Source organism: Limnohabitans sp. Jir61 (assembly GCF_003063545.1).
Lineage (GTDB): Bacteria > Pseudomonadota > Gammaproteobacteria > Burkholderiales > Burkholderiaceae_C > Limnohabitans.
On record NZ_NESD01000002.1, the window covers coordinates 43,889 to 68,893 of the forward strand.

The 25,005-nt window shown below is 55.4% G+C and carries 28 protein-coding genes; 18 read left to right on the forward strand and 10 right to left on the reverse strand.

Annotated features, from left to right (window positions below; genetic code table 11):
- Window positions 1-171: 171 nt before the first annotated feature.
- From B9Z35_RS06455 to B9Z35_RS06480, 6 genes are all read right to left on the reverse strand, one after another.
- On the reverse strand, window positions 172-1,026 hold the full coding sequence (locus tag B9Z35_RS06455; protein WP_108282893.1) for a molybdopterin-binding protein: 855 nt from the start codon (window positions 1,024-1,026) through the stop codon (window positions 172-174).
- The gene (locus B9Z35_RS06460) at window positions 992-1,873 is read right to left on the reverse strand and encodes an EI24 domain-containing protein (RefSeq protein ID WP_108282894.1); all 882 of its coding nucleotides are present in this window, start codon (window positions 1,871-1,873) and stop codon (window positions 992-994) included. The genes B9Z35_RS06455 and B9Z35_RS06460 overlap by 35 nt, the downstream gene beginning before the upstream one ends.
- A 22-nt stretch (window positions 1,874-1,895) precedes the next feature.
- A complete protein-coding gene (locus tag B9Z35_RS06465) occupies window positions 1,896-2,876 on the reverse strand; it encodes a sterol desaturase family protein (protein WP_108282895.1) in 981 nt (326 codons plus the stop codon).
- A complete protein-coding gene (locus B9Z35_RS06470; protein ID WP_108282896.1) occupies window positions 2,864-3,634 on the reverse strand; it encodes a polysaccharide deacetylase family protein in 771 nt (256 codons plus the stop codon). Before B9Z35_RS06470 ends, B9Z35_RS06465 begins: the two co-directional genes overlap by 13 nt.
- Complete coding sequence (locus tag B9Z35_RS06475; protein WP_108283486.1) at window positions 3,634-4,584, reverse strand: YncE family protein; 951 nt, start codon at window positions 4,582-4,584, stop codon at window positions 3,634-3,636. The genes B9Z35_RS06470 and B9Z35_RS06475 overlap by 1 nt, the downstream gene beginning before the upstream one ends.
- A gap of 153 nt (window positions 4,585-4,737) precedes the next feature.
- Window positions 4,738-5,481 carry a pseudouridine synthase gene (locus tag B9Z35_RS06480; protein WP_108282897.1) on the reverse strand — a complete coding sequence of 248 codons (744 nt, stop codon included), beginning with the start codon at window positions 5,479-5,481 and terminating at the stop codon, window positions 4,738-4,740.
- A gap of 51 nt (window positions 5,482-5,532) precedes the next feature.
- On the opposite strand from B9Z35_RS06480, the gene B9Z35_RS06485 reads away from it, so the two are divergent.
- Complete coding sequence (locus tag B9Z35_RS06485; RefSeq protein WP_108282898.1) at window positions 5,533-6,399, forward strand: alpha/beta fold hydrolase; 867 nt, start codon at window positions 5,533-5,535, stop codon at window positions 6,397-6,399.
- Window positions 6,400-6,404: 5 nt separating this feature from the next.
- Here the strand turns inward: B9Z35_RS06485 and B9Z35_RS06490 are convergent, their stop codons facing one another.
- Complete coding sequence (locus B9Z35_RS06490; protein ID WP_108282899.1) at window positions 6,405-7,019, reverse strand: glutathione S-transferase; 615 nt, start codon at window positions 7,017-7,019, stop codon at window positions 6,405-6,407.
- Window positions 7,020-7,120: 101 nt separating this feature from the next.
- Between B9Z35_RS06490 and B9Z35_RS06495 the strand changes: the two genes are divergently transcribed.
- Entirely contained in the window at window positions 7,121-7,906 is a 786-nt protein-coding gene (locus B9Z35_RS06495) for a fumarylacetoacetate hydrolase family protein (RefSeq protein WP_108282900.1), read from the forward strand.
- A gap of 6 nt (window positions 7,907-7,912) precedes the next feature.
- Here B9Z35_RS06495 and garD read toward each other — a convergent pair whose 3' ends face one another.
- Entirely contained in the window at window positions 7,913-9,457 is a 1,545-nt protein-coding gene (gene garD, locus B9Z35_RS06500; protein WP_108282901.1) for a galactarate dehydratase, read from the reverse strand.
- 85 nt (window positions 9,458-9,542) lie between these two features.
- Here garD and B9Z35_RS06505 point away from each other — a divergent pair, with 85 nt between their 5' ends.
- From B9Z35_RS06505 to B9Z35_RS06550, 10 genes are all read left to right on the forward strand, one after another.
- On the forward strand, window positions 9,543-10,592 hold the full coding sequence (locus B9Z35_RS06505; protein WP_108282902.1) for a LacI family DNA-binding transcriptional regulator: 1,050 nt from the start codon (window positions 9,543-9,545) through the stop codon (window positions 10,590-10,592).
- A 104-nt stretch (window positions 10,593-10,696) separates the two neighbouring features.
- Window positions 10,697-11,509 (forward strand): NAD(P)-dependent oxidoreductase, encoded by an 813-nt coding sequence (locus B9Z35_RS06510; protein WP_108282903.1) that lies wholly within the window; start codon window positions 10,697-10,699, stop codon window positions 11,507-11,509.
- A 25-nt stretch (window positions 11,510-11,534) separates the two neighbouring features.
- Window positions 11,535-12,515, forward strand: coding sequence for a TRAP transporter substrate-binding protein (locus B9Z35_RS06515; protein WP_108282904.1), 981 nt, complete (start codon window positions 11,535-11,537; stop codon window positions 12,513-12,515).
- 3 nt (window positions 12,516-12,518) lie between these two features.
- A complete protein-coding gene (locus B9Z35_RS06520; protein ID WP_108282905.1) occupies window positions 12,519-13,007 on the forward strand; it encodes a TRAP transporter small permease in 489 nt (162 codons plus the stop codon).
- Window positions 12,998-14,281 (forward strand): TRAP transporter large permease, encoded by a 1,284-nt coding sequence (locus B9Z35_RS06525; protein ID WP_108282906.1) that lies wholly within the window; start codon window positions 12,998-13,000, stop codon window positions 14,279-14,281. Before B9Z35_RS06520 ends, B9Z35_RS06525 begins: the two co-directional genes overlap by 10 nt.
- A gap of 4 nt (window positions 14,282-14,285) precedes the next feature.
- The gene (locus tag B9Z35_RS06530) at window positions 14,286-15,266 is read left to right on the forward strand and encodes an SMP-30/gluconolactonase/LRE family protein (RefSeq protein ID WP_108282907.1); all 981 of its coding nucleotides are present in this window, start codon (window positions 14,286-14,288) and stop codon (window positions 15,264-15,266) included.
- Window positions 15,260-16,225, forward strand: coding sequence for a tripartite tricarboxylate transporter substrate binding protein (locus B9Z35_RS06535; protein WP_108282908.1), 966 nt, complete (start codon window positions 15,260-15,262; stop codon window positions 16,223-16,225). The genes B9Z35_RS06530 and B9Z35_RS06535 overlap by 7 nt, the downstream gene beginning before the upstream one ends.
- Before the next feature lie 19 nt (window positions 16,226-16,244).
- Window positions 16,245-17,576 carry a glucarate dehydratase gene (gudD, locus tag B9Z35_RS06540; protein WP_108283487.1) on the forward strand — a complete coding sequence of 444 codons (1,332 nt, stop codon included), beginning with the start codon at window positions 16,245-16,247 and terminating at the stop codon, window positions 17,574-17,576.
- A gap of 22 nt (window positions 17,577-17,598) precedes the next feature.
- Window positions 17,599-18,387, forward strand: a complete 789-nt coding sequence (locus tag B9Z35_RS06545; RefSeq protein ID WP_108282909.1) for an HpcH/HpaI aldolase/citrate lyase family protein — start codon at window positions 17,599-17,601, stop codon at window positions 18,385-18,387.
- Between the two features lie 19 nt (window positions 18,388-18,406).
- Complete coding sequence (locus B9Z35_RS06550; RefSeq protein ID WP_108282910.1) at window positions 18,407-19,285, forward strand: 2-hydroxy-3-oxopropionate reductase; 879 nt, start codon at window positions 18,407-18,409, stop codon at window positions 19,283-19,285.
- 74 nt (window positions 19,286-19,359) lie between these two features.
- Here B9Z35_RS06550 and B9Z35_RS06555 read toward each other — a convergent pair whose 3' ends face one another.
- Together B9Z35_RS06555 and B9Z35_RS06560 are read right to left on the reverse strand one after the other, a co-directional pair.
- Window positions 19,360-20,007: a trimeric intracellular cation channel family protein gene (locus B9Z35_RS06555; RefSeq protein ID WP_108282911.1), complete on the reverse strand. Its 648-nt coding sequence runs from the start codon at window positions 20,005-20,007 to the stop codon at window positions 19,360-19,362.
- 14 nt (window positions 20,008-20,021) lie between these two features.
- A complete protein-coding gene (locus B9Z35_RS06560) occupies window positions 20,022-20,762 on the reverse strand; it encodes an ABC transporter substrate-binding protein (RefSeq protein ID WP_108282912.1) in 741 nt (246 codons plus the stop codon).
- Between the two features lie 53 nt (window positions 20,763-20,815).
- On the opposite strand from B9Z35_RS06560, the gene queE reads away from it, so the two are divergent.
- From queE to B9Z35_RS06590, 6 genes are read left to right on the forward strand one after another with little or no spacing between them, the layout of a single operon-like run.
- Window positions 20,816-21,451, forward strand: coding sequence for a 7-carboxy-7-deazaguanine synthase (gene queE, locus B9Z35_RS06565; protein WP_108282913.1), 636 nt, complete (start codon window positions 20,816-20,818; stop codon window positions 21,449-21,451).
- On the forward strand, window positions 21,448-21,819 hold the full coding sequence (locus tag B9Z35_RS06570) for a 6-carboxytetrahydropterin synthase (protein ID WP_108282914.1): 372 nt from the start codon (window positions 21,448-21,450) through the stop codon (window positions 21,817-21,819). The genes queE and B9Z35_RS06570 overlap by 4 nt, the downstream gene beginning before the upstream one ends.
- 2 nt (window positions 21,820-21,821) lie before the next feature.
- Window positions 21,822-22,517 carry a haloacid dehalogenase type II gene (locus B9Z35_RS06575; RefSeq protein ID WP_108282915.1) on the forward strand — a complete coding sequence of 232 codons (696 nt, stop codon included), beginning with the start codon at window positions 21,822-21,824 and terminating at the stop codon, window positions 22,515-22,517.
- Entirely contained in the window at window positions 22,517-22,921 is a 405-nt protein-coding gene (locus tag B9Z35_RS06580; protein ID WP_108282916.1) for an RNA-binding S4 domain-containing protein, read from the forward strand. The genes B9Z35_RS06575 and B9Z35_RS06580 overlap by 1 nt, the downstream gene beginning before the upstream one ends.
- 31 nt (window positions 22,922-22,952) lie before the next feature.
- Window positions 22,953-23,663, forward strand: a complete 711-nt coding sequence (locus B9Z35_RS06585; RefSeq protein WP_108282917.1) for a YebC/PmpR family DNA-binding transcriptional regulator — start codon at window positions 22,953-22,955, stop codon at window positions 23,661-23,663.
- Window positions 23,664-23,671: 8 nt separating this feature from the next.
- Complete coding sequence (locus tag B9Z35_RS06590; protein ID WP_108282918.1) at window positions 23,672-24,946, forward strand: Hsp70 family protein; 1,275 nt, start codon at window positions 23,672-23,674, stop codon at window positions 24,944-24,946.
- The last annotated feature ends 59 nt before the right edge of the window (window positions 24,947-25,005 follow it).

The window sequence follows — 25,005 nt, forward strand, 5'->3', positions numbered from 1 at the left end:
AGTTTCTGTGCCAGCAATCGCCGCACAAGCCATGCTATCGGCTTCAACGTCAAGGCGCATATTTTGCACCGAGATTCGCGCTAATCAGCCGCAAAAACGCATTCTGGTGTGCAAAATCGAAAAACTGATGAGCACTGTTTTGGTGCTATTTTGCACCAAAACGAGTCGCAATTATTTACGCACCATTTCTGGGCCTAACTTAAAGCCAAATGGTTGAAGCCCTGCCAGCATTGCGGCGTAAGCAGGTGCAACCTTTTCTGGCGCACCTTTCACGCCCAACTCAATGTGGCGCCCATGCACGGGGTGATCCACGCTGGGCAAGCTGAATATTTTGATGCCGTCGAAATCGCGCTCTAAAGCTTCCATCAGCGGCGTGATTGTGGCTTCCATCGAGCCATAGATGACGATGGACTGCTCGATCCAAGCATCGTGTTGAAACAGATGCGGGTAATGCGTGTCAAGCACCCATTCCATCATGGGCCAAGCCATCACCGGAAAGCCCGGCACAAAGTGCACAGCGCCGCCACCAGCACCGTGACAAGTAAAGCCCGGAATCTTGTTGTATGGGTTGGGGATGATCTGCGCGCCGACCGGAAACACCCCCATGTTGAGGCGGTGGATGTTGTCGTGACGGTCAGGCTCATACGGCACGCCCTGCTCTTTGGCTGTGTCTTGCATGCGCTCGCGAATCAAGGCCTCGGCTTGCGGGTGCAACACGATGTCCACCCCCAAGGCTTTGCCTGCGCATTGACGCGTGTGGTCGTCCGGCGTGGCGCCAATGCCGCCGCACGAAAACACAATGCTGTTGCTTTCGAACGCACGGGCTAAGGTGCGCGTGATGCGCTCAGGCGAATCACCCACGTAGTCGGCCCAATCCAGGGACAGCCCACGCGCGCTTAAGAGTTCAATGAGTTTGGGCATGTGCTTGTCGGCACGTTTGCCCGAGAGGATTTCATCGCCAACGATGATGAGGCCAAACTCTGGCCGCGCTTTAGAGGCTTGGGGGTGTGGGTGTGTTTGAGTCATCTGCAGATGCTAACGTGGGTAGTGGCACCGAGGCGCCCATCACCACAGTGCCCGACTCCGCACGCAGGGCTTCCAGCGCGCCCAAGCTGTAATGCGTGAACCACAACGACGTGAAGGCGAACACCAAGGCATATATCCAAATTGCCAATGGAATGAGCACCAAAAACGCCGCTGCAAACACAGCGCCTGAGGCCCACACAATGCTGGGCAAGGCGCCCAAATACCCCGTCAGCACACCAATCATCAACAACCAAATGCGGTGCTGGCGGCCAATGGCCAAGCGCTCTTCACGGCTGGCATGCGTAACTAAGGCATCAAACACCATCACACGGTAGCTCAGCCAACCCCAAATGAGCGGCGGCACGATGAACATCAAAGGTGGCACAGCCCAAAGCGGCAAAGTAATGACCATGGCGCCCATCGCAATGACCGTAGATCCCACCGTCCAAGCCAAGCTTGTCAGTGTGGTGCCGCCGTGCTTCAGGGCCAAGTGCGCGAAACGTCGTTGCACCACTAAATCGACCAAGGCTGGGGTCATCATCAAAGACACCGCCAGCAAAGAGATGATCACCAAGATGGGCGTGATTGCAAAAATCACCACCAGCGGTATCACCACCGCCTGCAACTCACCTGCGCCTTGGTCTTGTAACCACTCCAGCATGCCTTGCAACACTTGCCAAGATGCCAGCATGTCGCGCACCCAATCTTGGGTGGGCGACCAATAGAAATAACCCCAGCTCAGCGACAGCACCAGCAACATGGCCAGTGGCAGCAGTGAGAGGACCATGACGCGCGGCATCAAGCAATAAGCAAACGCACGCCAAAAAGAATCAAAGAACAAACGCATGCTAAAAGCATACCGCAGGTATTTAACGCGTAGATGAAAAACCCAAAGCGCACATGAGGCGTTTGATACCCAATCGCTGCTGCGACCAGAAACCTTCGCCGTAATCAACCCCCTGCTCAACTTGATCACGGATGCCGGTGGCCTCGAAACGCAAATCGAAGTTAGCGGTTCCAAACAGGATGTCCCACCACGGTAGCAGCACGCCAAAGTTGTGCCCACCTAAAACAACCTTTGCGCCTTGGGCTGTTTCATGCCCCAAACCAATGGCATGGTGCAACCGGTGAAAGCGTGGGCTGACCCACAATCGCTCGCCCCATTGGCCAAAACTCACACGCAAATTGGCGTGCTGGAAGTTTTCAAACAACTGGGTAATCGCAACAACCGCAACAAACTGCGTCGGGGCAATGCCGATGAACTGAGCGATCAACACCCAAATAATCGCACCGATCAAATCGTCCAGCAAGTGGTTGCGGTTGTCGGTCCATTGGGTCATCTGGCGTTGCGAGTGGTGCAAGGCGTGCAAAGCCCACCACCAGTTCCAATGATGCTGTGCGCGGTGCAACCAGTAGTTGACGAAGTCAAACACTACGAGGTAGATCAAAAAGCTGGTCAGTGGGACATCGGTCACACCTGGCCACAGGTCTTCCAAATGGAAAGTTCCCACGCCTTGCACCCGCAGCTCACCCATAAGCGTATCGAGCACAGGATCCACCAACAAAAACAACACCACGCGAAACAAACCCAAACGATGAATGAGCGTGTAAATCACATCGGCGCGAATGGCTTTTTGATCGGTCAATGACTCCACAGGGCGCCAGCGCTGCAAGGGGCCAATTACAACCACCATGACCGCAATTTGTATCAATCCCACCAGCAGCCAACCCGTGCCATTGAACACATCTTCCAACCGGCTGCCCATGCCTAAAACGAAGGCAATGGGCTGCATCACGCTTTCATACAAAGCGGCTTGCGTGTTGGCAAACAAGTCAATCAGCGTATCCATGGTTTGTATTTTGGATGCTCTTTGAGCGTGGCGAAACAAAACCCTTTGGCTTTGAGGCCTTCAATCAAAGGCTCGAGCACGGTCGGAGCCCACGGATCTTGGCGCGACCAAATGCCCAGGTGCGCCATCAAAATGTCGCCCGAGCGAATGTTGCTCAAGGCACGTTGCTGCAGCATGGCGTTGGGGAATTTATCGCTGGGCAACTCATCCCCTAAAAAGCCCGCATCCGCCCAGCCCACATGCGCAAAGCCGCATTGCTTAGCTGCCGTGAGCAACGATGGTGATGTTTTGCCACCTGGCGCACGAAACAAGGGCAAAGGCTTCACGCCCGTAATTTGCTCTAGGCGCGTGTTGGAAAGTTGAAGTTGGTCACAGTAACGCTGGCTGGTCCATACCTCTGTTTGCCCTTTGTTCGGGCCGGCTGTCGGGCGCATTTGCCAGCTGCCACGTGGCAGGTCAGAGCGCCAATAAACGTGGTCAAACGTGTGTGAGGCAAACGCGTGGCCTTCAGCCCCACGCGCTTTCCACCAGGGTGCCCAGTGCTCGCCCAGTGAGCCATCACCTACCTTGGTGGGTTCATTGGCGGCGAAGAAGGTGACCTTGACGTTTTGACGATTCAGCACCTCTGCAATCAGCGGTGCCACGCCCATGTGACCTGTGTCAAACGTGAGGTAAAGAGGCTTGCTGCAGGGCGCAGCTGCATGTGCTGCGATGCTCAGTGAGGCGAAAAAACCAAGTACCAAGCAACGCATAGTCATCAATACCGCTTCGCGTGGTCCAAAGTCCAAACGCCATGCGGCGATTTGCCAACTTTCACTTGCCGCACCAATTGACCTGTTGTTGTGTCAATCACGCTCATTTTTTTAATCCAGCGCGATGATACGAACAAAAACTTGCCATCGGCTGTGACTTCCATGCAATCAGGCCCGCCAGGTGCGGTGAACTGCATGACCGACTCTAAGTTGAGGTAATCGATTTTGTTGACCGTGTTGGCTACGCGGTTGCCCACAAAAACATGGCGGCCATCGCCTGCTGCGCGAAATGCATGTGCACCTGCGCCTGTGGGGATAGTTTTAAACAACTTCGGCTGTGTGCCAGACACATCAAACACTTGCACATGGTTGTCACCAGTCAAGCCTACTAAAAGGTATTTGTCGTTAGGCGTACCAAACACATCAGCAGGCATTTCGCCTGTTTTGATGCGCCACTTGAGAGTTTGTGTGGCCAAGTCCACCGCGACCAGCTCGTTGCTGTCTTGCATGGTGGCGTAAGCCGTGGTGCTTTTGGTATCAATCCAAATGTGGCTGGGCGTTTTGCTGGAAGGAATGCGTTTAGCCAGCGTTAGCTCTTTGCCATCCCAGCGGTAAATGTCGATGTGGTTCAAGCGATTGGCCACCGTGACAAACCACTTCATGTCGGGTGAAAAGCGCAGCTGGTAAGGGTCAATCGTGCCGCGCACCACACGTTGCACTTCGGCCGTGCGTGGATCGATGAAGGTCAGCGAATCACCACCAGCATTAGCCACGATGACCGATTTTTCGTCTGGTGTGAGGTAGATGTGATGCGGTTCTTTGCCCGTTGAAATACGACGGGTTTCTTGCCAAGTGACAGGGTCAATGACGCTGACATTGGCGTCCAAAGAATTGAGCACAAAAATAGGGTTGGCCGCTTGCGCAGCCGGAACTGCCAAAAGCAGCACGCCCGCCATAGCCAGCGTTAAACGTTGAATCAAAAACACGAAAATACCTTGAAAAATCTGCACCCAGTGTAACGAGCGAGGTCCACCTCATGGGCAGGAAGGCCTTCAAATCGGTCGAAAACCGCTTGATCCAAAACAAATAATGACCAAAGACCTAAAAAGTTAAGCGTTTGTAGCTAGTCGCTTCAATTCGTCTTCGCTGATCCATCGCCACTGACCCGGCGCCAAATCGGCCGGCAAAGGCATGGCGCCAATTTGCGAGCGGTGCAAACCCACCACTTTGTTGCCAACCGCTGCCAACATGCGTTTGACTTGGTGGTACTTGCCTTCGGTCAGCGTCAGGCGCATGTGGTGCTCGGCTACGGCCACACAGGCTGCGGCTTTGACGGGCTTAGGTGAATCATCCAACACCACACCGTAGAGCAGACGTTGCACTTGCTTGTCGTCCAGCGGGTCATCGGTCGTCACCTCATACACCTTGGGCACATGGTGACGGGGTGAACTCATGCGGTGAATCAACGGGCCATCGTCGGTCAGAACCAACATACCCGTGGTGTCTTGGTCCAAGCGCCCTACTGCTTGGACGCCTTGCACCGCACTTTTTTGAGGTCGGTAGCGCAAAGGCGGTGGCAGCAAGGTGTACATGCTGGGCCATGCCGAAGGCTTGTGCGAACACTCGTAGCCTGCGGGCTTGTGCAGCAGCACATAAGCTTTGGCGTGATACGGCCACAGCACGCCTTGCACCGAGTACGACAGACCTTCACGCACGTCTACGTCTTCAAGCGCATCGTCACAGGTGACCAAGCCCTCGCCCAGATCGACCTGCACGTAACCTTGTTGAATCAAGCCCGCACAAATACGTCGCGTGCCAAAACCTTGGGAATACAAAATATCTTGCAATTGCATGGGTCAATCGTAAACGCTCAAGCAAAATGACATCTGACAAAGGCGCCTCACATGAAACCCAGCTCACACTATTTGCAATGCCACGGCTTCAACATCCACTACACCGCGTGGGGCGATGCCTCGCTGCCCGTGGTGATTGCATGGCACGGTTTGGCCCGCACAGGCCGCGACTTTGACGCCTTGGCCGAGCAGCTGTGCGCACACTACCGCGTGATTTGCCCCGACACCATTGGCCGAGGACTGAGCCAGTGGAGCCCCGCCCCCAAAGACGACTACAGCTTTGCCACCTACGCACGCATCACTTTGGACTTGATGAATGCGCTGCACATTGAAAAAACCCACTGGATTGGCACCTCCATGGGTGGCGCTTTGGGCTTGGTCTGCTCTGCCGGGTTAGAAGTACCGGCCTTGCAAGGGCGCATTCGCAGCTTGCTGCTCAATGACATCGCACCTGAAATTTCTTCTGTGGCAGTGGAGCGCATCAAAGCCTACGCAGGCCAGCCCCCAGCGTTTGACACCGTGCCAGAGTTAGAAGCCTTCTTCCGTGCAGCCTATGCCCCCTTCGGCTACCAGACAGATGCGCAGTGGCGACACTTGACCGAGACCTCCACACGCCGCCTGCCCGACGGCCGCGTGACGCCGCACTACGACCCTCACATCACGCAGCAGTTTTTCCGTGAAGTGCCTGAGTACCCCATGTGGAACGAGTACGACACACTCAACATTCCCGTCATGGTGATGCGCGGTACGCATTCGGATTTGATTTCACCCGAGACCATCCAAACCATGCACACCCGCGGACCAGGCACCAAGGGTTTGCTACGCACTGAAGAGATCGCAGGCTGCGGCCATGCACCCGCATTGAACGAGCCCGCGCAATGGCAGCTGGTGATGGACTTCTTGAAGGCGGCGGCTTAGGCCTGTTACGGCACCCACAACGGGTGCTTGTGCATCACGGCGGCAAACGCGTCTGAGGCTTCAAACGCCAGCAACCATCGCGACAAATGCACCCAAGGCTGCGCATCAAACCAAGCGCGGTCGGTGCGCGCAAACTGTCGCACGAATGGCGCCAAACACGCATCGCTCAAACCCCAGTGTGCGCCCGATAAATAAGCAGTTTTATGTAGCTGAACATCGAGTTCGCTGAGCCAAGCTGCACCTAAATCACGGTGTTTCAAGCCGTCGTTCAAGCCAAAGCGCTGCGGGTATTTGTAGCGATCTAAGTTGGCTTTGAATTCGCCATCATTAGCAGCAATCAACGCATCTGCATTCGCCTTGGCTTGCGGATAGGCAGGCAACCAGCCATCGGGATCCTTCTGCGCCAAAGCCCAGTACATGATGTCTAAGCTTTGCTCCAGCACCTCCCCTGAATCCAAGCACAACACAGGCACTGTGCCTTTGGGTGACACAGCCAGCATGTCGACTGGCTTCGCCTTCAATGCGACTTCACGATGTTCATAAGCCACGCCGCTGACTTGTAAAGCCAAGCGTGCTCGCATCGCATAAGGGCAGCGGCGAAATGAATACAGAACGTGCATAAAGAAAGAGAAAAAATTCGAGTAACCAACGTGTCAGACACCACTGGCGCAACGTTCAGCGATGGGCAAGAATGCGACACAAAAGCACAAGGAGACAACACATGAAACGCCGTCAATTCTTTCAGAATTCTGCCCTCGTCACATCTGGAGCCCTTGTGGGTTGCGCCACACCGGGTATGGCAGCCCATACGCCAAAGACACCTTTCACCGTACCAGCTACCTACATCCCCATTGTCGGATCGGACGAGATGTTTCCGATTCGACGCATCTATTGCATTGGCCGCAACTACGCTGCACATGCCCGCGAAATGGGATCAGACCCCACACGCGAACCACCCTTCTTCTTCCAAAAACCCACGGATGCCATTCAATACGTAGCCGCAGGCACGGTGGCTGACCATTCCTACCCCACTCTCACCAAAAACTACCACTACGAAGCCGAATTGGTGGCGGTGCTGGGCAAAGGTGGCCGCAACATCTCCGTTGATAAGGCGCTCGACTTGGTCTATGGCTACACCCTAGGTCTTGACATGACACGCCGCGATTTGCAACGGGGCATGGGTGATCAAAAGAAGCCTTGGGAAATTGGCAAAAGCTTTGACCAATCAGCCCCCATCGGTGCGGTTCACAAAGTGGCACAAACAGGTCACTTCACCAAAGGTGACATTTGGCTCAAGGTGAATGGACAAGTCAAACAAAAAGCAGATTTGAACCAAATGATTTGGTCTGTGGCTGAACAAATCAGCAAACTCTCAGAAGCGTTTGAGCTGTTTCCAGGTGACATCATCTACGCAGGCACTCCTGAAAACGTGGGGCCTGTGGTTCGCGGCGATGTGATTGAAATGCACATCGACGGTTTGCCCAACCTCAGCGTGAAAATCGTTTAAGCAATCTCAGGTCACGGGTGCTGGGTTGAACAACACCAAGGCGTTGTGCAACTTCCAGTGCTCGGCCCATGTTTTCTTGCGGCCGCTGGCCACTTCTAACATCAGCTCAAACAGCTCGGTGCCGACTTCTTCAATCGTTTTGGACCCGTCGGCAATCGTGCCCGCGTTCACATCCATCAGGTCATGCCAGCGACGCGCCAGATCTGTGCGAGTTGCTACTTTGATGACCGGGCACTCAGCCAAACCATAGGGCGTGCCGCGCCCTGTGGTGAACACATGCAAGTTCATACCCGCAGCCAATTGCAGCGTGCCGCAGATGAAATCACTCGCAGGCGTGGCCGCATAAATGAGTCCCTTCTGCTTGAGCTTTTCGCCGGGTGACAGCACGCCCGAGATGGGTGCCGAGCCCGACTTGACGATCGAACCCATGGCTTTTTCCACGATGTTGGACAAGCCGCCTTTTTTGTTGCCGGGCGTGGTGTTGGCACTGCGGTCTGCGCGGCCGCGCGCCAGGTAAGCGTCGTACCAAGCCATCTCGCGAATCATGGCCTCTGCCACTTCAGGCGTGGTCGCGCGTGAGGTGAGTTGATCAATGCCGTCGCGCACTTCGGTCACTTCAGAGAACATTACACTCGCACCTGCTCGCACCAACAAATCGGTGCAATAGCCCACAGCGGGGTTAGCTGTCACGCCCGAGAATGCATCGCTGCCGCCACACTGCACACCCACCACCAATTCGCTGGCAGGCACGGTCTCACGACGGCGTTGATTCAAGCGTTGCAAATGGTGCTCCGCAGTTTTCATGATCGAATCAATCATGGACATGAAACCCACGTGCGCGTCATCTTGTAGGCACACCACATCAAGTGCCTCGCCGCGTTGGTCGTTGATGGGAATGGCGCCAGGTGGCATCAAACGCTCAGGTTGCAGTTTTTCGCAGCCCAAACTCACCACCATCACTTCACCGCCAAAGTTGGGGTTCAAGCTAATGTTGCGCAGGGTTCGAATAGGAATCTCTGCACCATCGGCATCAATGGCCACACCGCAGCCGTAGGTGTGCTCAAGGCCCACCACATCGTCCACATGGGGAAACTTGGGTAACAGCTCAGCTTTGATGCGTTCCACAGCAAACTCAACTACCCCCGAGACGCACTGCACTGTGGTGGTGATGGCCAAAATGTTGCGCGTGCCCACCGAACCATCGGCATTGCGATAGCCCTCAAAGGTGAAGCCCTCTAGCGTTGGCAAGGGTTCAGGCTTCACGGTGGCGATGGGCAAGTTATCCAACTCACGTGCCGAGGGCATTTGCAGCAAACGCTCATGCACCCAGCTGCCAGCAGCAATGTCTTGCATGGCAAAGCCAATTGGAATGCCATAGCGCAACACCGGCGCGCCAGACGCAATATCGACCAAGGCAACTTTGTGACCTTGCGGCACTTGATCACGCAAGGTGATGCCATCGCTCAACACAGTGCCAGTAACTAATCCGCCCTGATTCGCCACAATGGCCACGTTGTCGCGGGCATGCATGCGGATGGTGAGTGGTGTCATCGATGTCTCCTATCATTTGTTGTGCCTGATGGCATCCATTGACATAATGATAGCGGTACCATTGCAACTTAAGCAAGCGAATTTCATGTCCGACAAAGAACAACCCAAACGTTCACGCCGCAGCAGCGGTGCCATCACCCTGCGCGATGTGGCCATGCTCGCGGGTGTGGCCCCTATCACCGCATCAAGGGCCATCAACACCCCTAACCAGGTGTCGCCCGATGTGCTGCGCAAAGTGCAAGAGGCCGTGCAGCGCACAGGCTATGTGCCCAATCGCATGGCTGGTGGGTTGGCGTCGTCTCGCAGCCGTCTCATTGCAGCTGTGGTACCCAGCACCGTGGTGTCGGTATTCATGGAAACCATTGAGTCACTCAATAGCACATTGTTTGATGCGGGCTACCAGCTCATGCTCGGGCAATCGGGCTATTCATCTGACCGAGAAGAGACCTTGCTCGAGGCCATCATTGGTCGACGGCCCGATGGCATCTTTTTGACGGGGATCTTGCCGCCAGGCAAAGCACGCACACGGCTGTTGGCCTCGGGTATTCCTGTGGTTGAAACTTGGGATCTGACGCCTACACCGATCGACATGTTGATTGGCTTTTCGCACTCTGACATCGGACGAGAAGTGGCGCAGTTTTTAACGGCCAAGGGTTACCAAAAATTTGCCATCGTGCGCGCCGAAGACGAGCGCGCTGACCGTCGCACGCTTGCTTTTAAAGACACATTGGCACAAATGGGTTTACCGCCCGTTTTTGTGGTCAACGTTGGGGCCTCGCGGTCGCTCAAAAGCGGTCGCGAAGCCATGACACGCATCTTGACTGAAGCCCCTGAAATCGAAGCTATTTTTTGCAGCTCAGACTTGCTTGCCTTGGGCGTGATGACACAGGCCCGAGCGCAAGGCTTGTCGGTCCCAGATGACATCGCCGTGATGGGCTTTGGTGATGTGCCCTTTGTGGCCGACATGGTGCCAGCACTCACCACAGTAAGAATTAACGGTGAACACATCGGCACCTTGGCAGCTCGCCAATTGATGGACCGTGCTGAAGGCCGCGACGTCCCGTCACGCATCGTTGATGTTGGTTTTTCGATCATCGAGCGCGACAGCACCTCCCTAGCGAAAACCCTGAGGTAAAAGCATTGACGGCCAGTTTTGGCATCGTTAACATGCTCATAATTAATTTGGTAGCGCTACCAAATTGAACAGGAAATTTCCTCTCAACATACGAAAAGATATTTATGGCTTCGACCTCGACCCACTTGTACTCACGCATCTTGCTGACCGGCGCTGCTGGTGGTTTGGGCAAAGTCTTGCGCCCACGTCTGAAAACACGCTGCGATGTATTGAGGGTGAGCGACCTAGGCAATTTGGGTGAGCCCGCTGCTGGCGAAGAAGTCATGGCGGCACCCTTGCAAGACCGTCCTGCTGTCTTCAAGATGCTAGAAGGTGTGGATGCGGTCGTGCATTTGGGTGGCATTTCCACCGAACAGCCGTTTGACGACATCGTGCAAGCCAACATCATTGGCGCCTACAACCTGTACGAAGGCGCTCGTATTCATGGCACACGCCGCATTGTGTTTGCCAGCTCCAACCACGTCACCGGGTTTTACCGCCAAGACGAAGTGATCGACGCGACCATGCCTGTCCGCCCCGATGGCTACTATGGAATTAGCAAAGCCTTTGGCGAAAACCTCGCCCGTTTCTACTTTGACCGTTATGGCATTGAAACCGTCTGCATGCGCATTGGCTCGTCGTTCCCTGAACCCAAAGACCGCCGCATGCTCGCCACCTGGATGAGTTATGACGATCTAGAGCGCTTGGTCGTCGCCAGTTTGAGTTCGCCCGTCGTTGGCTACAGCGTAATCTACGGAATGTCCGACAACCACCACGTGTGGTGGGACAACACCCCTGCTAAACACATTGGCTATCGTCCTCAAGACAACTCTGAGCCCTTCCGAACTGCTGCTGAAGCCAAGCAACCCATCCTCGATTTGAATGACCCTGCCGTGATTTACCAAGGTGGTGGTTTTGTCAAAACTGGTCCGTTCTAACTATTAACCACAACAGGAGACTCCCATGACCCCTCGTTCTAACTTGCTCAAGACCTTGGTCGCTACCGCAGCAGCTTCGCTGTTTGCATTAGCTTCAAACGCCACTGAATTCCGCTCATCAGACATTCACCCTGACGACTATCCTACCGTTCAAGCCGTGCGCCACATGGGTGAAGAGCTCAGCAAAGCCACCGGAGGCAAACACAGCATCAAGGTGTTTTCAAAGTCGGCCCTCGGCAATGAGAAAGACACCATTGAGCAAACCAAACTTGGTGCCATTGCCATGGCACGTGTGAACGTGGCGCCCATGAACAACATTTGCGCAGCCACCATGGTGCCCACCATGCCCTTCTTGTTCCGCTCCACCGAACACATGCGCAAAGTGTTGGACGGCCCAATCGGCGAAGAAATTTTGAAAGACTGTGAAGCCCAAGGATTTGTGGGCTTGGCGTTTTATGACTCAGGTGCACGCTCGATCTACACCGTTAAAAAACCCATCAAAACTTTGGCCGATGCCAAAGGCCTGAAGGTGCGCGTGCAGCAAAGCGATTTGTGGGTGTCCCTGCTTGAAGCCATGGGCGCAAACGCAACACCGATGCCATATGGCGAGGTGTACACCGCACTGAAAACCGGCTTGGTCGATGCCGCGGAAAACAACTACCCATCGTATGAGAGCTCACGTCACTTTGAAGTCGCCAAGTACTACAACAAGACAGAGCACTCGATGGCACCTGAAATCTTGCTGTTCTCTAAAAAAGTGTGGGACACCCTCTCTGCTGACGAACAAAAACAAATCCGCGCAGCTGCCAAAGAGTCTGTGACTTACATGCGCAAGTTGTGGGATGAGCGTGAAACCAAATCACTCGCCATCGTCAAAGCTGGCGGCGCAGAGATTATTGAAGTCGACAAAGCAGCTTTCCAAGCTGCGATGAAGCCCGTGTATGACAAGTTCTTGAAAGATCCAAAACTTCAAGACATGGTCAAACGCATCAACGCTGTCAAGTAAGCCATGTACACACGCTTTTGTGCCGCCCTCGCGCGGCTATGTTTGAAGGTAGGCGTCGGTGGCCTGGTGCTGCTGATCGCCGCCGTGCTCTACCAAGTCATTGGTCGATACATCCTCAACGACACGCCCACTTGGGCTGAGAGTGGTGCTGTGCTGCTCGTGCTGTACGTGACCATGCTGGGCATGGCCGTGGGCGTGCGCGATGCTGGACACATTGGCTTGGAATCTTTGTTGGTGCTCGCACCGGAAGCGTTGCGCTTGAAGATGGAGTTACTGATCCACGTCTTGGTCTTAGGCTTTGGCTTGGTGATGGCCTACAACTGTGCCGTGCTGGCACAAAGCGTGTGGGATTACAAAATCCCAACCCTCGGTTTGTCTGAGGCATTCAAATACGCACCGCCTGCGATGGCCGGCGTCTTGATTGCCTTGTTTTCTATAGAACACATCATCGCTTTGATTCGCGGTGAAGAGGTGGAGCCCGCATGGCACTGACCATTTTGTGCGTGAGCTTCACGCTTCTGCTGCTGCTTGGCGTACCCGTTGCGTTTTCAATCGGCTTATCCTCCTTGGCCACACTGTTGTTTGAAGGCTTGCCACTCGCGGTTGGCTTTCAACAAATGATTTCGGGCATGAACCCGTTTTCTTTCTTAGCCATTCCCTTCTTCATCTTTGCCGGTGAAATCATGATGTATGGCGGCATCGCCGACAAGATTGTGGATTTCGCCAAGTCACTCGCCGGCCATGTGCGCGGCGGTTTGGGCATGAGCAATGTGCTGGCATGCACCTTGTTTGGCGGCGTCTCTGGATCACCTGTAGCAGACGTGTCAGCCATGGGTGCCGTGTTGATTCCGCAGATGAAAAAAGAAGGTTACGACGCAGACTATGCCGTCAACGTGACCACCCATGCTTCATTGGTCGGAGCTTTGATGCCCACCAGCCACAACCTCATCATCTTCACACTGGCTGCCAGTGGCAAGGTGAGCATTGCGGCTTTGATCTTGGCCGGCATCGTGCCCGCCATTGTGTTGACCATTTGTAACTTGGTCGCAGCGTATGCAGTAGCTGTCAAGCGCGGCTACCCATCAGGCACCTTCCCTGGCTGGGCTGTGGTGGGGCACTCGTTTGCCCAATCTTTGCCAGGCTTGCTGGTGGTCGTGATCATCATCGTGGGCATTTTGTCGGGCGCGTTCACGGCCACTGAGTCAGCCTCTGTGGCCGTGATTTGGGCTCTGTTCTTGGCAACGATGGTCTACAAGAAACTCACTCGCGAACAGTTTTTAAAAGCGGCGGCAAAAGCCGTCAAAAGCACGGGCGCTGTGTTGCTGTTGATCGGCATCAGTTCGATGTTTGGTTATTTGATTGGTTTGTATGGTGTGGCTGAACTCACAGGACAAATGTTGTCGAGCATCAGCGCCACACCTTGGGTCATCTTCTTGTGCGTCAACATCATCTTGTTCGTCTTGGGCACCTTCCTCGACATGGCTGCGACGATTTTGATTTGCACCCCCATCTTCTTACCCATCTGCCAACAAATGGGCATGAGCACAGAGCAATTCGGCATCGTCATGCTCATCAATTGCGCCCTAGGACTGAACACCCCACCCGTGGGCACTACACAGTTTGTGGGTTGCACGATTGGTGAAGTATCTGTGGGCACCGTGATGAAGACCATTTGGCCGTTCTATGGCGGCTTGATTGCAGCCTTGATGCTGGTGACCTATGTGCCTGCGTTCTCGATGTGGTTGCCCAACTTGATTTTGAAATAACACCATGACCACAGGACCTGCCATCGCCTTTGACACCAACGCACGCTACCCAGACCCTCGGGTGCAAGTACTGGATGACCGATTTCTCAAGCTGCGCTTGTTCAGCGCCAGCGTCGAGCAACTGGCCTCTGGCTTGCGTTGGGCTGAAGGTCCTGTGTGGTTTGGCGATGGTCGCTATTTGCTGGTATCTGACATTCCCAACAACCGCATCTTGCGTTGGGACGATGCATCAGGGTCCGTGAGTGAATTTCGGTCGCCATCTCACAACGCCAACGGCCTCACACGCGATGCACAAGGCCGCTTGCTGACCTGTGAGCACCAAACACGCCGTATCACCCGCACCGAATACGATGGCTCTATCACCGTGCTGGCCGATACGTTTGATGGCAAACGTTTGAACTCCCCCAACGACATCGTCTGCCAACGCAATGGTGTAATTTGGTTCACCGACCCCCCTTTTGGTATTTCAGGCGATTGGGAAGGCGATGCAGCACCTGCCGAACTGCCCCATGCGCTTTATCGCATTGACGCCAGCGATGGCGAACTGCAACAAGTGCTGACCGACATTGAAGGCCCCAATGGATTGGCTTTCTCTTCCGACGAGTCGGTGTTGTACTTGGTAGAAAGCCGAGCAAAACCGCACCGCAAAGTGTGGGCGTATGACGTGGACGCCAACGGTGCATTGAGCCACAAACGCTTGGTGATCGACGCACAAGGGCCAGGCGCCCTAGACGGCATCGCCGTGGACATCGAAGGCAACATTTGGTGTGGCTGGGGCAGTGATGGTTCGACAAGTGCCAAAGCCGAAGAACTCGATGGTGTGCGTGTGTTTGCACCTGATGGCACGGCCATTGGCCATATCCACTTGCCAGAGCGTTGCGCCAACCTGTGCTTTGGCGGCGCCAAACACAACCGCCTTTTCATGGCCAGCAGCCATTCGGTCTATGCCATCTACACCAACACACGAGGCGCCACCGCATGTTAAAAATTCGACGTTCATTCTTGGCACTCACTGCGAGCGTGCTGCTGGTTGCCTCTGCCCACGCCTGGCCAGACAAACCTGTCACCTTGGTTGTGCCCTTCCCACCAGGTGGCGCCACCGATTTGATTGCCCGCACGTTGGCACCCAAGCTGCAAGAAAAACTTGGCGGCAGCTTCATCACCGACAACAAGGCAGGTGCCACGGGCACGATTGGCGCAGGCTTTGTGGCACGCGCCCCTGCCGATGGCCACACATTGTTGGTGTCGTCCCTTGGTCCTTATGTGATTGCACCGCACTTGTTGGCCAAAGTGCCCTATGACGCGCTGAAAGATTTCGACTACATCAGCATCGCCGTGCAAGCGCCCAATGTGTTGGTGGTGCCTGCGAGCTCGCCGCATAAATCGATGGCCGATGTGATTGCCTTCCAAAAAGCCAATCCCAACAAGATGACCTTTGCCTCCTCTGGCAACGGCAGCAGCGATCACCTCACTGCTGAGCTGTTCTGGTTGCAAACCAACACCACCGGCATTCATGTGCCCTACAAAGGCGGCGGTCCTGTGATGACCGATTTGTTGGGCGCGCAAGTGGACTCATCGTTCATGAACATCAACACCGCCATGCCGCAAATCTTGTCAGGCAAGTTGCGTGCGCTCTCCATCACCAGCACCAAGCGCTCGCCGCTGTTGCCCAATGTGCCCTCGCTCGAAGAGTTAGGCATCAAAGAAGCCAATGTGTATTCATGGCAAGCCGTAGCAGCGCCCAAGGGCTTGCCCGCAGACATCAAAGCCAAGCTGCATGCGGCCATCGTGGCGGCTTTGAATGACCCACAGGTCAAAACCAAGCTGCTGGACTTGGGCTTTGAGATTGTGGCCAACACGCCCGAGCAATTCACTGCGTATCAAGCCGCTGAGTTTGCCCGTTGGAAAAAATTGATCGATTCACGCAACATCAAAGCCGACTAAGTTGGCGCACAAAGACTTCATGCCTCACACCTCTCCCGTCATCACCCAATTGCGTGTCGTCCCCGTTGCGGGCCAAGACAGCATGTTGATGAATTTATCTGGCGCACACGGCCCCTACTTCACGCGCAACATCCTCATCCTCACCGACAACGCGGGCCGAACCGGCGTGGGCGAAGTGCCAGGTGGTGAAAAAATCCGCGCCACATTGCAAGACGCCACGGAACTGGTAGTCGGTCAAACCATTGGCAATGTACAAGCTGTACTCAACGCCATGCGCACGCGTTTTGCAGACCGCGATGCGGGCGGGCGCGGCTTACAAACTTTCGATTTGCGTACCACCATCCATGCCGTCACAGCAGTGGAATCGGCCATGCTCGATTTGCTAGGCCAACACCTTGATGTGCCTGTGGCTGCACTTTTAGGCGAAGGCCAGCAGCGCAGTTCGGTGGAGATGCTGGGCTACTTATTCTTCATTGGTGACCGCAACCAAACCGACCTGCACTACCGAAGTGAGCCCGAAGCCGACAACACGTGGTTTCGCTTGCGCAACGAAAAAGCCATGACACCCGAATCCGTGGTGCGCTTGGCTGAAGCTGCGCGCGAGAAATATGGTTTCAACGACTTCAAACTCAAAGGCGGCGTATTAGCGGGCGAAGCAGAAATCGAAGCCGTCACCGCTCTGCACCAACGCTTTCCCGAAGCGCGCATCACGCTGGACCCCAATGGCGGCTGGCTGCTCAAAGATGCTGTGCGCTTGATGCGCGACATGCGCGGCGTGGTGGCCTATGCAGAAGACCCTTGCGGTGCAGAAGAAGGTTTCAGTGGTCGTGAAGTGATGGCCGAGTTCCGCCGCGAAACCGGTCTACCCACCGCCACCAACATGGTGGCCACTGACTGGCGGCAAATGGTGCATTCGCTGTCGCTGCAAAGCGTGGACATTCCCTTGGCTGACCCTCATTTTTGGACCATGGCCGGTTCGGTGCGCGTAGCTCAAACCTGCCGAGATTGGGGCCTCACTTGGGGCTCACACTCTAACAACCACTTTGATGTATCGCTCGCCATGTTCACGCATGTGGCAGCAGCCGCACCAGGCAAGGTCACCGCTATCGACACCCATTGGATTTGGCAAGACGGTCATGGTCTGACGAAAGAACCTTTGCAAATCATCAACGGTCATGTGCAAGTACCCAAGAAGCCTGGTCTCGGCGTAGAGCTGGACATGGTGGAAGTTGAGAAAGCACACCAGCTCTATCTGCAACATGGCCTAGGTGCACGCGATGACGCCGTGGCCATGCAATACCTCATCCCCGGCTGGAAGTTTGACCACAAACGTCCTTGCATGGTTCGATAACTCTATTCAATTTCTACACATCATGCGCCCCAACAAACTTCGCGAAATTTGGCAATCAGGCGGAGCCGTCGTCAACGGCTGGCTCGCCATTCCCAACAGCTTTTCCGCAGAAACCATGGCCCACCAAGGCTGGGATTCCCTCACCATCGATTTGCAACACGGCGTGGTCGACTACCAAGCGATGGTCCCCATGCTGCAAGCCATCTCCACCACAGCCACCGTGCCTGTGGTGCGCGTGCCATGGCTGGAACCCGGCATCTTGATGAAGAGCTTGGATGCAGGCGCCTATGGCGTGATCTGCCCCATGATCAACACCAAAGAAGACGCTCAAAAACTGGTGGCCTACACCCACTACGCACCTCGTGGCACACGCAGCTTTGGCCCTGTTCGAGCTTTGCTTTACAGCGGTGCCGACTACCCCAAACACGCGAACGACACCATCGTTACCTTCGCCATGATTGAAACCGCAGCGGCCTTAGACAACTTGGATGACATCCTCAGCGTCGAAGGTTTAGATGCGATTTACATCGGCCCATCTGACTTGTCTTTGGCCTTGGGCTGCAACCCCACCTTTGATGACCTCGACCCCAAAGCCGCCGAAGCGGTGGACCATATCTTGGCACGTGCCAAAGCACACGGTGTGGTGGCAGGCATTCACAACGGCACACCAGAGTCTGCGCTCAAACGCATAGCCAAGGGCTTTCAATTCGTCACCGTCAGTTCAGATGCTCGTTTGATGGCTGCAGGTGCGCAGCAAATCATTTCAAAAATGCACGCCTCGAAGACAGCCACGTCTTCTGGCACTTACTAATTTCACAAAGGAAGTTTTCATGAAAATCGGTTTCATCGGCTTAGGCATCATGGGCTCACCCATGGCGCAACATTTGTTGGCAGCCAAGTACGACTTGTTCGTTCGCACGCGCAGCAAAGTACCCGCCGAACTCTCCAGCGCAAACGTCTGCGCCACCAATGCCGATGTGGCTCGCGCTGCTGACATCATCTTTTTGATGCTGCCTGACACACCCGATGTGGAAGCTGTGTTGTTTGGCAAAGACGGCGTGGCCGAAGGTTTGAGTCAAGGCAAGATCGTGGTGGACATGAGTTCCATCTCGCCGATGGACACCAAAACCTTTGCACAAAAAATCAATGCACTGGGCTGCGAGTATCTGGATGCGCCCGTCTCAGGCGGCGAGGTGGGGGCCAAAGCAGCCAGCCTCACCATCATGGTGGGCGGCTCAGAAGCCACCTTCAACACCGTCAAGCCTTTGTTTGAATTGATGGGCAAGAACATCACCCTCGTGGGCGGTAACGGTGATGGCCAAACCACCAAGGTGGCGAACCAAATCATCGTGGCCTTGAACATTGCTGCGGTGGGCGAAGCCTTGCTGTTTGCCAGCAAAGCGGGGGCTGACCCAGCCAAAGTGCGTGCGGCGCTGATGGGCGGTTTTGCCTCTAGCCGTATTTTGGAAGTGCATGGGGAACGCATGATCAAGCGCACCTTTGCCCCTGGTTTTCGCATTGCCTTGCACCAAAAAGACTTGGCCTTGGCGCTCAATGGGGCCAAAGCCATTGGCGTTTCACTGCCACAAACGGCATCGGCCGCACAGCTCATGCAAGCCTGTGCATCGAATGGTTGGGACCAACTAGACCACTCAGCCTTGGTGAAGTCGCTAGAGCTGATGGCGGGACATGAAGTAACAAAGTCATAAACAAAGCTTCATTCAAAAAATAAACCCGCCTAAGCGGGTTTATTTTTGGCCATCTAACTAACTCAAACGCCAATTCAATCTTCGATCTTCCAAGTGGGCAAACGCCACTCAAACTGAAGCGCTGCCAAGCGCAGCAGCGTGACAGTGGCTGCACCAATAGCAACCACTGCATTAGGATCAAAACCCAAGTAGTGCAACACCACCACAACCCAACCACCTGCAAACGCGCAGACAGCATAGGGATGGTGATCATGAAATGCTGTGGGAATTTCATTGCACACAATGTCACGCAACACGCCGCCAAAGGTGGCGGTGATGACGCCCATCAATACAGCAATAAGCGCGGGCATTTGCATACCAAGTGCGATTTGCGTGCCACTAGCCGCAAACAGGCCCAACCCCAAGGCATCAGGCCATTGCATTGATTTCTCTGTGGGTTTGAAGTGCTTGGCGCGCATCAAAAACATAGCGGCTAAACACAAAGCCAACACGGTCCATAAATACCAAGACTGCTCAATCCAAAACAAGGGGCGACGGTCCAGCAACACGTCGCGCAATGTCCCACCACCAAAAGCCGCCACACTGGCCACGGCGCACACGCCCACGGCATCGAGCTTTTTACGGGCGGCTTCCATCACGCCAGACAGGGCAAAGGCCACCGTGCCCGCCACTTCAATACTGGTCTGCACCCCTGACAGGGTTTGCGTCGTCAAGACGTCCATCTGCTCAACCCCTTTCAGCCCGCCAAAGGTGCAAGTGTCGCACCTTCAATGCGGTGACGCGCCATTGCCTGCTTCACTACACCTGTAGCCTTCATGTCTTCAACAAACTGGTGCAAATACGCAGCAGCTTCATCGCCACGGCTCTTAGGCAAACCCATCGCTTGTGAGATGACCATGAAGTGGCCAGGCAACATGCGCAAGCCGGGAATGCGTGGCAACTCAGCTTCAAGCTGGGGCTTCACCCCCGCCGCCACATCGTGGCGGTGCTCTAAAAAGAAACTCACGACCTCTGGCGAGGTGGGGCTACGCACGAGCTGGGCATGTTTGATTTCGCGACTCAAGTACAGGTCGTAAGCACTTCCCTTGCCCACCACCACGGTGTGTTGGGCTTGGTCTACTTCGTCGTTGCTTTGCAAGGGCGAGTCTTGCTTGACCATGTAGGCGCCTTCAATCAGCACGTAGGGCGCAGTAAACGCGATGGCAGCACCGCGCAGCGGGTCGATGGCAAAAAAGCCCACATCGGCCTCTTCACCCGACACGGCCTCGACCGATTTGCTGGCGGCCTCAAACACCACCAGCTTCAAAGGCACGCCTAGCCGCTGGGCCAGCTGGGTGGCTAGATCGATCGACACGCCTTCGGGTTCGCCCGTCTCAGGGTGGCGGCGAGCCAGGATGGGGTTGCCCACATTGATGGCGACGCGCAGTTCACCGGTGGGTGCGAAGGTGTTGGCAAGGGGATGGATGGCGTTTGTCATGCCCCAATTGGCCCACAAAAAGGTGACACGTAACTTGCTGCGAAAATACGGGCATGACATACAGCGTGAAAGAAATGTTCTACACCTTGCAAGGTGAAGGCGCCAATGCAGGGCAACCCGCCGTGTTTTGCCGTTTCGCCGGCTGCAACTTGTGGAGCGGCCGCGAAGAGGACCGCAGCACGGCCATTTGCCAGTTCTGCGACACCGACTTTGTGGGCACCGATGGCACGCATGGCGGCAAGTTTGACAGCCCCCAAGCCTTGGCCGCAGCCATTGCCAGCTTTTGGCCCGCCAGCGACACCCAGCACCGCTTTGTGGTGCTAACGGGTGGTGAGCCCCTGCTGCAAGTGGACGAGGCCTTGGTCGAAGCACTGCACGCGCAAGGCTTCACCATTGCGGTGGAAACCAACGGCACGGTGCAACCACCCAAAGGCATTGACTGGCTTTGCATGAGCCCAAAGGCCGGCAGCCAACGTGTGGTGGAAACCGGCCAAGAACTCAAACTGGTGTTTCCGCAAGTGGGCGCAGAGCCCGCACTGTATGAATCTTTGAATTTTGAAAATTTCTACTTGCAGCCCATGGATGGGCCCAACGCTGCGGCCAATACCGCTGCGGCCGTGGCCTATTGCCAAGCCCACCCGCGCTGGCGACTGAGCGTGCAAACCCATAAGTTGATTGGCATCCGATGACATACGAACTCAGCCAGCGCTTCTACTTTGAAGCCGCCCACACCCTGCGCCGCAAAATTGATGCGGAAGGCAGCCTGCGCATCCACGGTCACACGTATCACGCCGAAGTGACCATTGCAGGCAAGCCAGACCCTGAGTCTGGGATGATGATGGACCTCGCGTTTTTGCGCCAAGAAGTCGAAAAAGTACGTGAGAAGCTCGACCACCATTTCCTTGACGAAGTGGCAGGTCTTGGCCCAGCCACGTTAGAGAACCTGTGCGCCTTCATCTACAACGACCTCAAAGGTGCGTTGCCCAATATCCACCGCATCAAGATTGAGCGTCCCGCCAGTGGCGACACCTGCTGCTTGTTGCCCAACCAAGACTAACCATGTCAATCCAAGCTGTTGTGTTCGATGCCTATGGCACGCTGTTCGATGTGTATTCCATCGGCGCATTGGCGGAGCAGTTGTATCCGGGCCAAGGCGCAGCCATCTCAGTGCTGTGGCGTGACAAGCAGATTGACTACACGCGGCTCATCACCATGTCTGACCCGCACCGCGCAGAAGGCAGCCGCTACTACCAATCGTTTTGGGACATCACGCGCAGCGCCCTGCTCTACACGCTGGAACGCTTCAAGCTAGATGCCAAGCCCGAACATGTTGAGGCCTTGATGGGTCAATACGCCAAGCTCACGCCCTTCGCTGAAAACTTAGGCGTGTTGCAAAGCCTGAAAGAGCGCGGCATCACCACCGCCATTCTGTCCAACGGCAGCATGGACATGCTCAGCACGGCGGTGTCGAGTGCAGGCATGACAGATTTGATTGACCACGTCATCTCGGTTGACCCCATTCGTCTGTTCAAAACATCACCCGAAGCCTACGGCTTGGTGCAGCAAACCATCCAAGCTGAAAAGCAAGACATTTTGTTTGTGTCCAGCAACGGCTGGGATGCACTGGGTGCCACATGGTTTGGTTTCACCACGCTGTGGGTAAACCGCCAACAACTGCCTTTTGAAGCCATCGGCCCCAAGCCTACCTATACAGGCCACGACCTCACACGCGTGTTGGACGTGTTCAACCACTGATGGACAGTCTGCGCATCGACAAGTGGCTCTGGGCCGCACGCTTCTATAAAACACGCAGCCTCGCGTGTGATGAAGTGACCAAACACCGCGTGCAAATCAACGGCCAAGATGTCAAGCCTGCACGCGAAGTGAAGGTGGGCGACATACTCACGGTGCGCCAAGGCAACATCACCAAAACTGTTCAAGTCAAAGGCATCAGCGCCGCACGCGGCCCTGCGCCGGTGGCACAACTGTTGTACGAAGAAACGCCAGAGAGCATCGCATTGCGCGTCAAACTGGCTGAACAAAACCGCATGGCCGCAGAGCCGGCTCACAGCATTGAACACGGCCGCCCCACCAAGCGCGACCGTCGACAAATCGAACACGCTTGGGACGAGCGCTGGAGCGCTAGTGCCGACAACTAACAACACACATCAAACATAAAGGAACACACACATGGGCGCTCAATGGAAAGCCAAAGGCAAAGACTTAGCAGCCAACGCCAAGGGCCGCGTTTTTAGCAAACTGGCCAAGGACATCATGGTCGCTGCGCGCAACGGCGCAGACCCTGCGGCCAACGCACGCCTGCGCATGGTGATGGAACAAGCCCGCAAGGTGTCCATGCCCAAAGACACGCTGGACCGCGCCATCAAAAAAGGGGCGGGCCTCACTGGCGAAACCGTGCAATTTGAACGCGTGATTTACGAAGGCTACGCGCCACACCAAGTGGCGGTGATGGTCGAGTGCTTGACTGACAACGTCAACCGCACCGCCCCCGAAATGCGCGTGCTGTTTCGCAAAGGCCAACTCGGTACATCAGGTTCGGTGTCGTGGGACTTTGACCACATTGGTTTGATTGAAGCCGAACCCACAGCGCCTGATGCAGACGCTGAGTTGGCCGCTATCGAAGCAGGCGCCCAAGACTTTGAAGCGGGTGACGAAGGCACCTCCGTGTTCATCACCGAACCCACAGATTTGGACTTGGTCAGCCGCGCCCTGCCCGCGCATGGCTTCAATGTGCTGTCTGCCAAGCTGGGCTACAAGCCAAAGAACCCTGTGGACCCAGCCAACCTGAGCCCAGAAGCTTTGGAAGAAGTCGAAGCTTTCCTGTCTGCGATTGACGACAACGACGATGTGCAAAACGTCTATGTGGGGCTGGTGAGCTAACTTCCTACATGACCGTTTCCAACAAAAGCGCTCAAGGTGCTGATGGCATTTTGGGCATTGACTTCGGCACGTCTAACTCCGCCATCGCTTGGGGTTTACCGCAAGGCAAATCTCAACTGATTCCATTAGAAGGCGATGCACTGGCCATGCCCACGGCGGTGTTTTACAACGCCGAAGAAAACAGCACACACTTTGGCCGTGAGGCCATCACGCATTACTTAGAAGGCACCGAGGGTCGCTTGATGCGCTCACTCAAAAGCTTGCTAGGTAGCCCGTTGCTGATGGAGACCACTGTCATCAACAACCAGTTGGTGAACTTCTCAGACATCATCACCACCTACTTGACTGAGTTACGCAAGCGTGCCGCACAACAACTGGGCACAGCACCCACGCGTGTGGTGATGGGTCGCCCCGTGCACTTTGTAGACGACGATGCCGAGCGTGATGCGCAGGCTGAAAGTTCGTTGCGCCAAGCTGCAGAGGCTGTGGGCTTCACAGACATCGCATTTCAATTCGAGCCCATCGCTGCGGCGCTGGACTACGAGCAACGTCTCACACGCGAAACCACCGTCCTCGTGGCAGATATTGGCGGTGGCACATCAGACTTCACCATCGTACGCCTAGGACCTGAACGCATGCAAAAGACCCACCGTGCGGATGATGTGCTGGCCACCACCGGTGTGCACATTGGTGGCACAGACTTTGATCAAAAGCTGAGCCTTGGCCAAGTCATGCCTTTGCTGGGCTATGGTCACTTAGGCCCTGACAGCCGCGAGGTGCCCAACCGCGTGTTCTTTGAATTGTCCACCTGGCACTTGATCAACTGGCAATACCAACCCAAAGCCATGGCGCAAGCCAAAGCACTGCAAACCAACTACACCGACACACGCTTGCATGACCGATTGATGCGTGTGCTGACCGCGCGCTACGGCCACCACATGGCCCACGATGTGGAGCAAGCCAAGATTCGCTGCTCGCAAACCGCCGGTGACACGCACATCGATCTCTCGTATGTAGAAACTAACTTGACATCCACATTGGGTAGCACCGACTTACACACACACTTGGCACATCTGCTGGCCAACACTGTCGCCTGCGCTCGCGAGTGCGTGCAACGCGCTGGGCTGACAAATGGCAAGCCAGACGCTATTTACCTCACAGGGGGTTCATCTGCATTGCGCACGTTCCAAGAAGCGCTGCAAGCTGAGTTTGCAGGCGTACCTTTGGTCGAAGGGGATTTGTTTGGCGGTGTGGCTTCGGGCCTGGTTTACAGCCGGTCCTAAACCATACGTATACAGACGAAAAAAGGGTTCCCGAACGGGAACCCTTTTTTCAAGCGAGA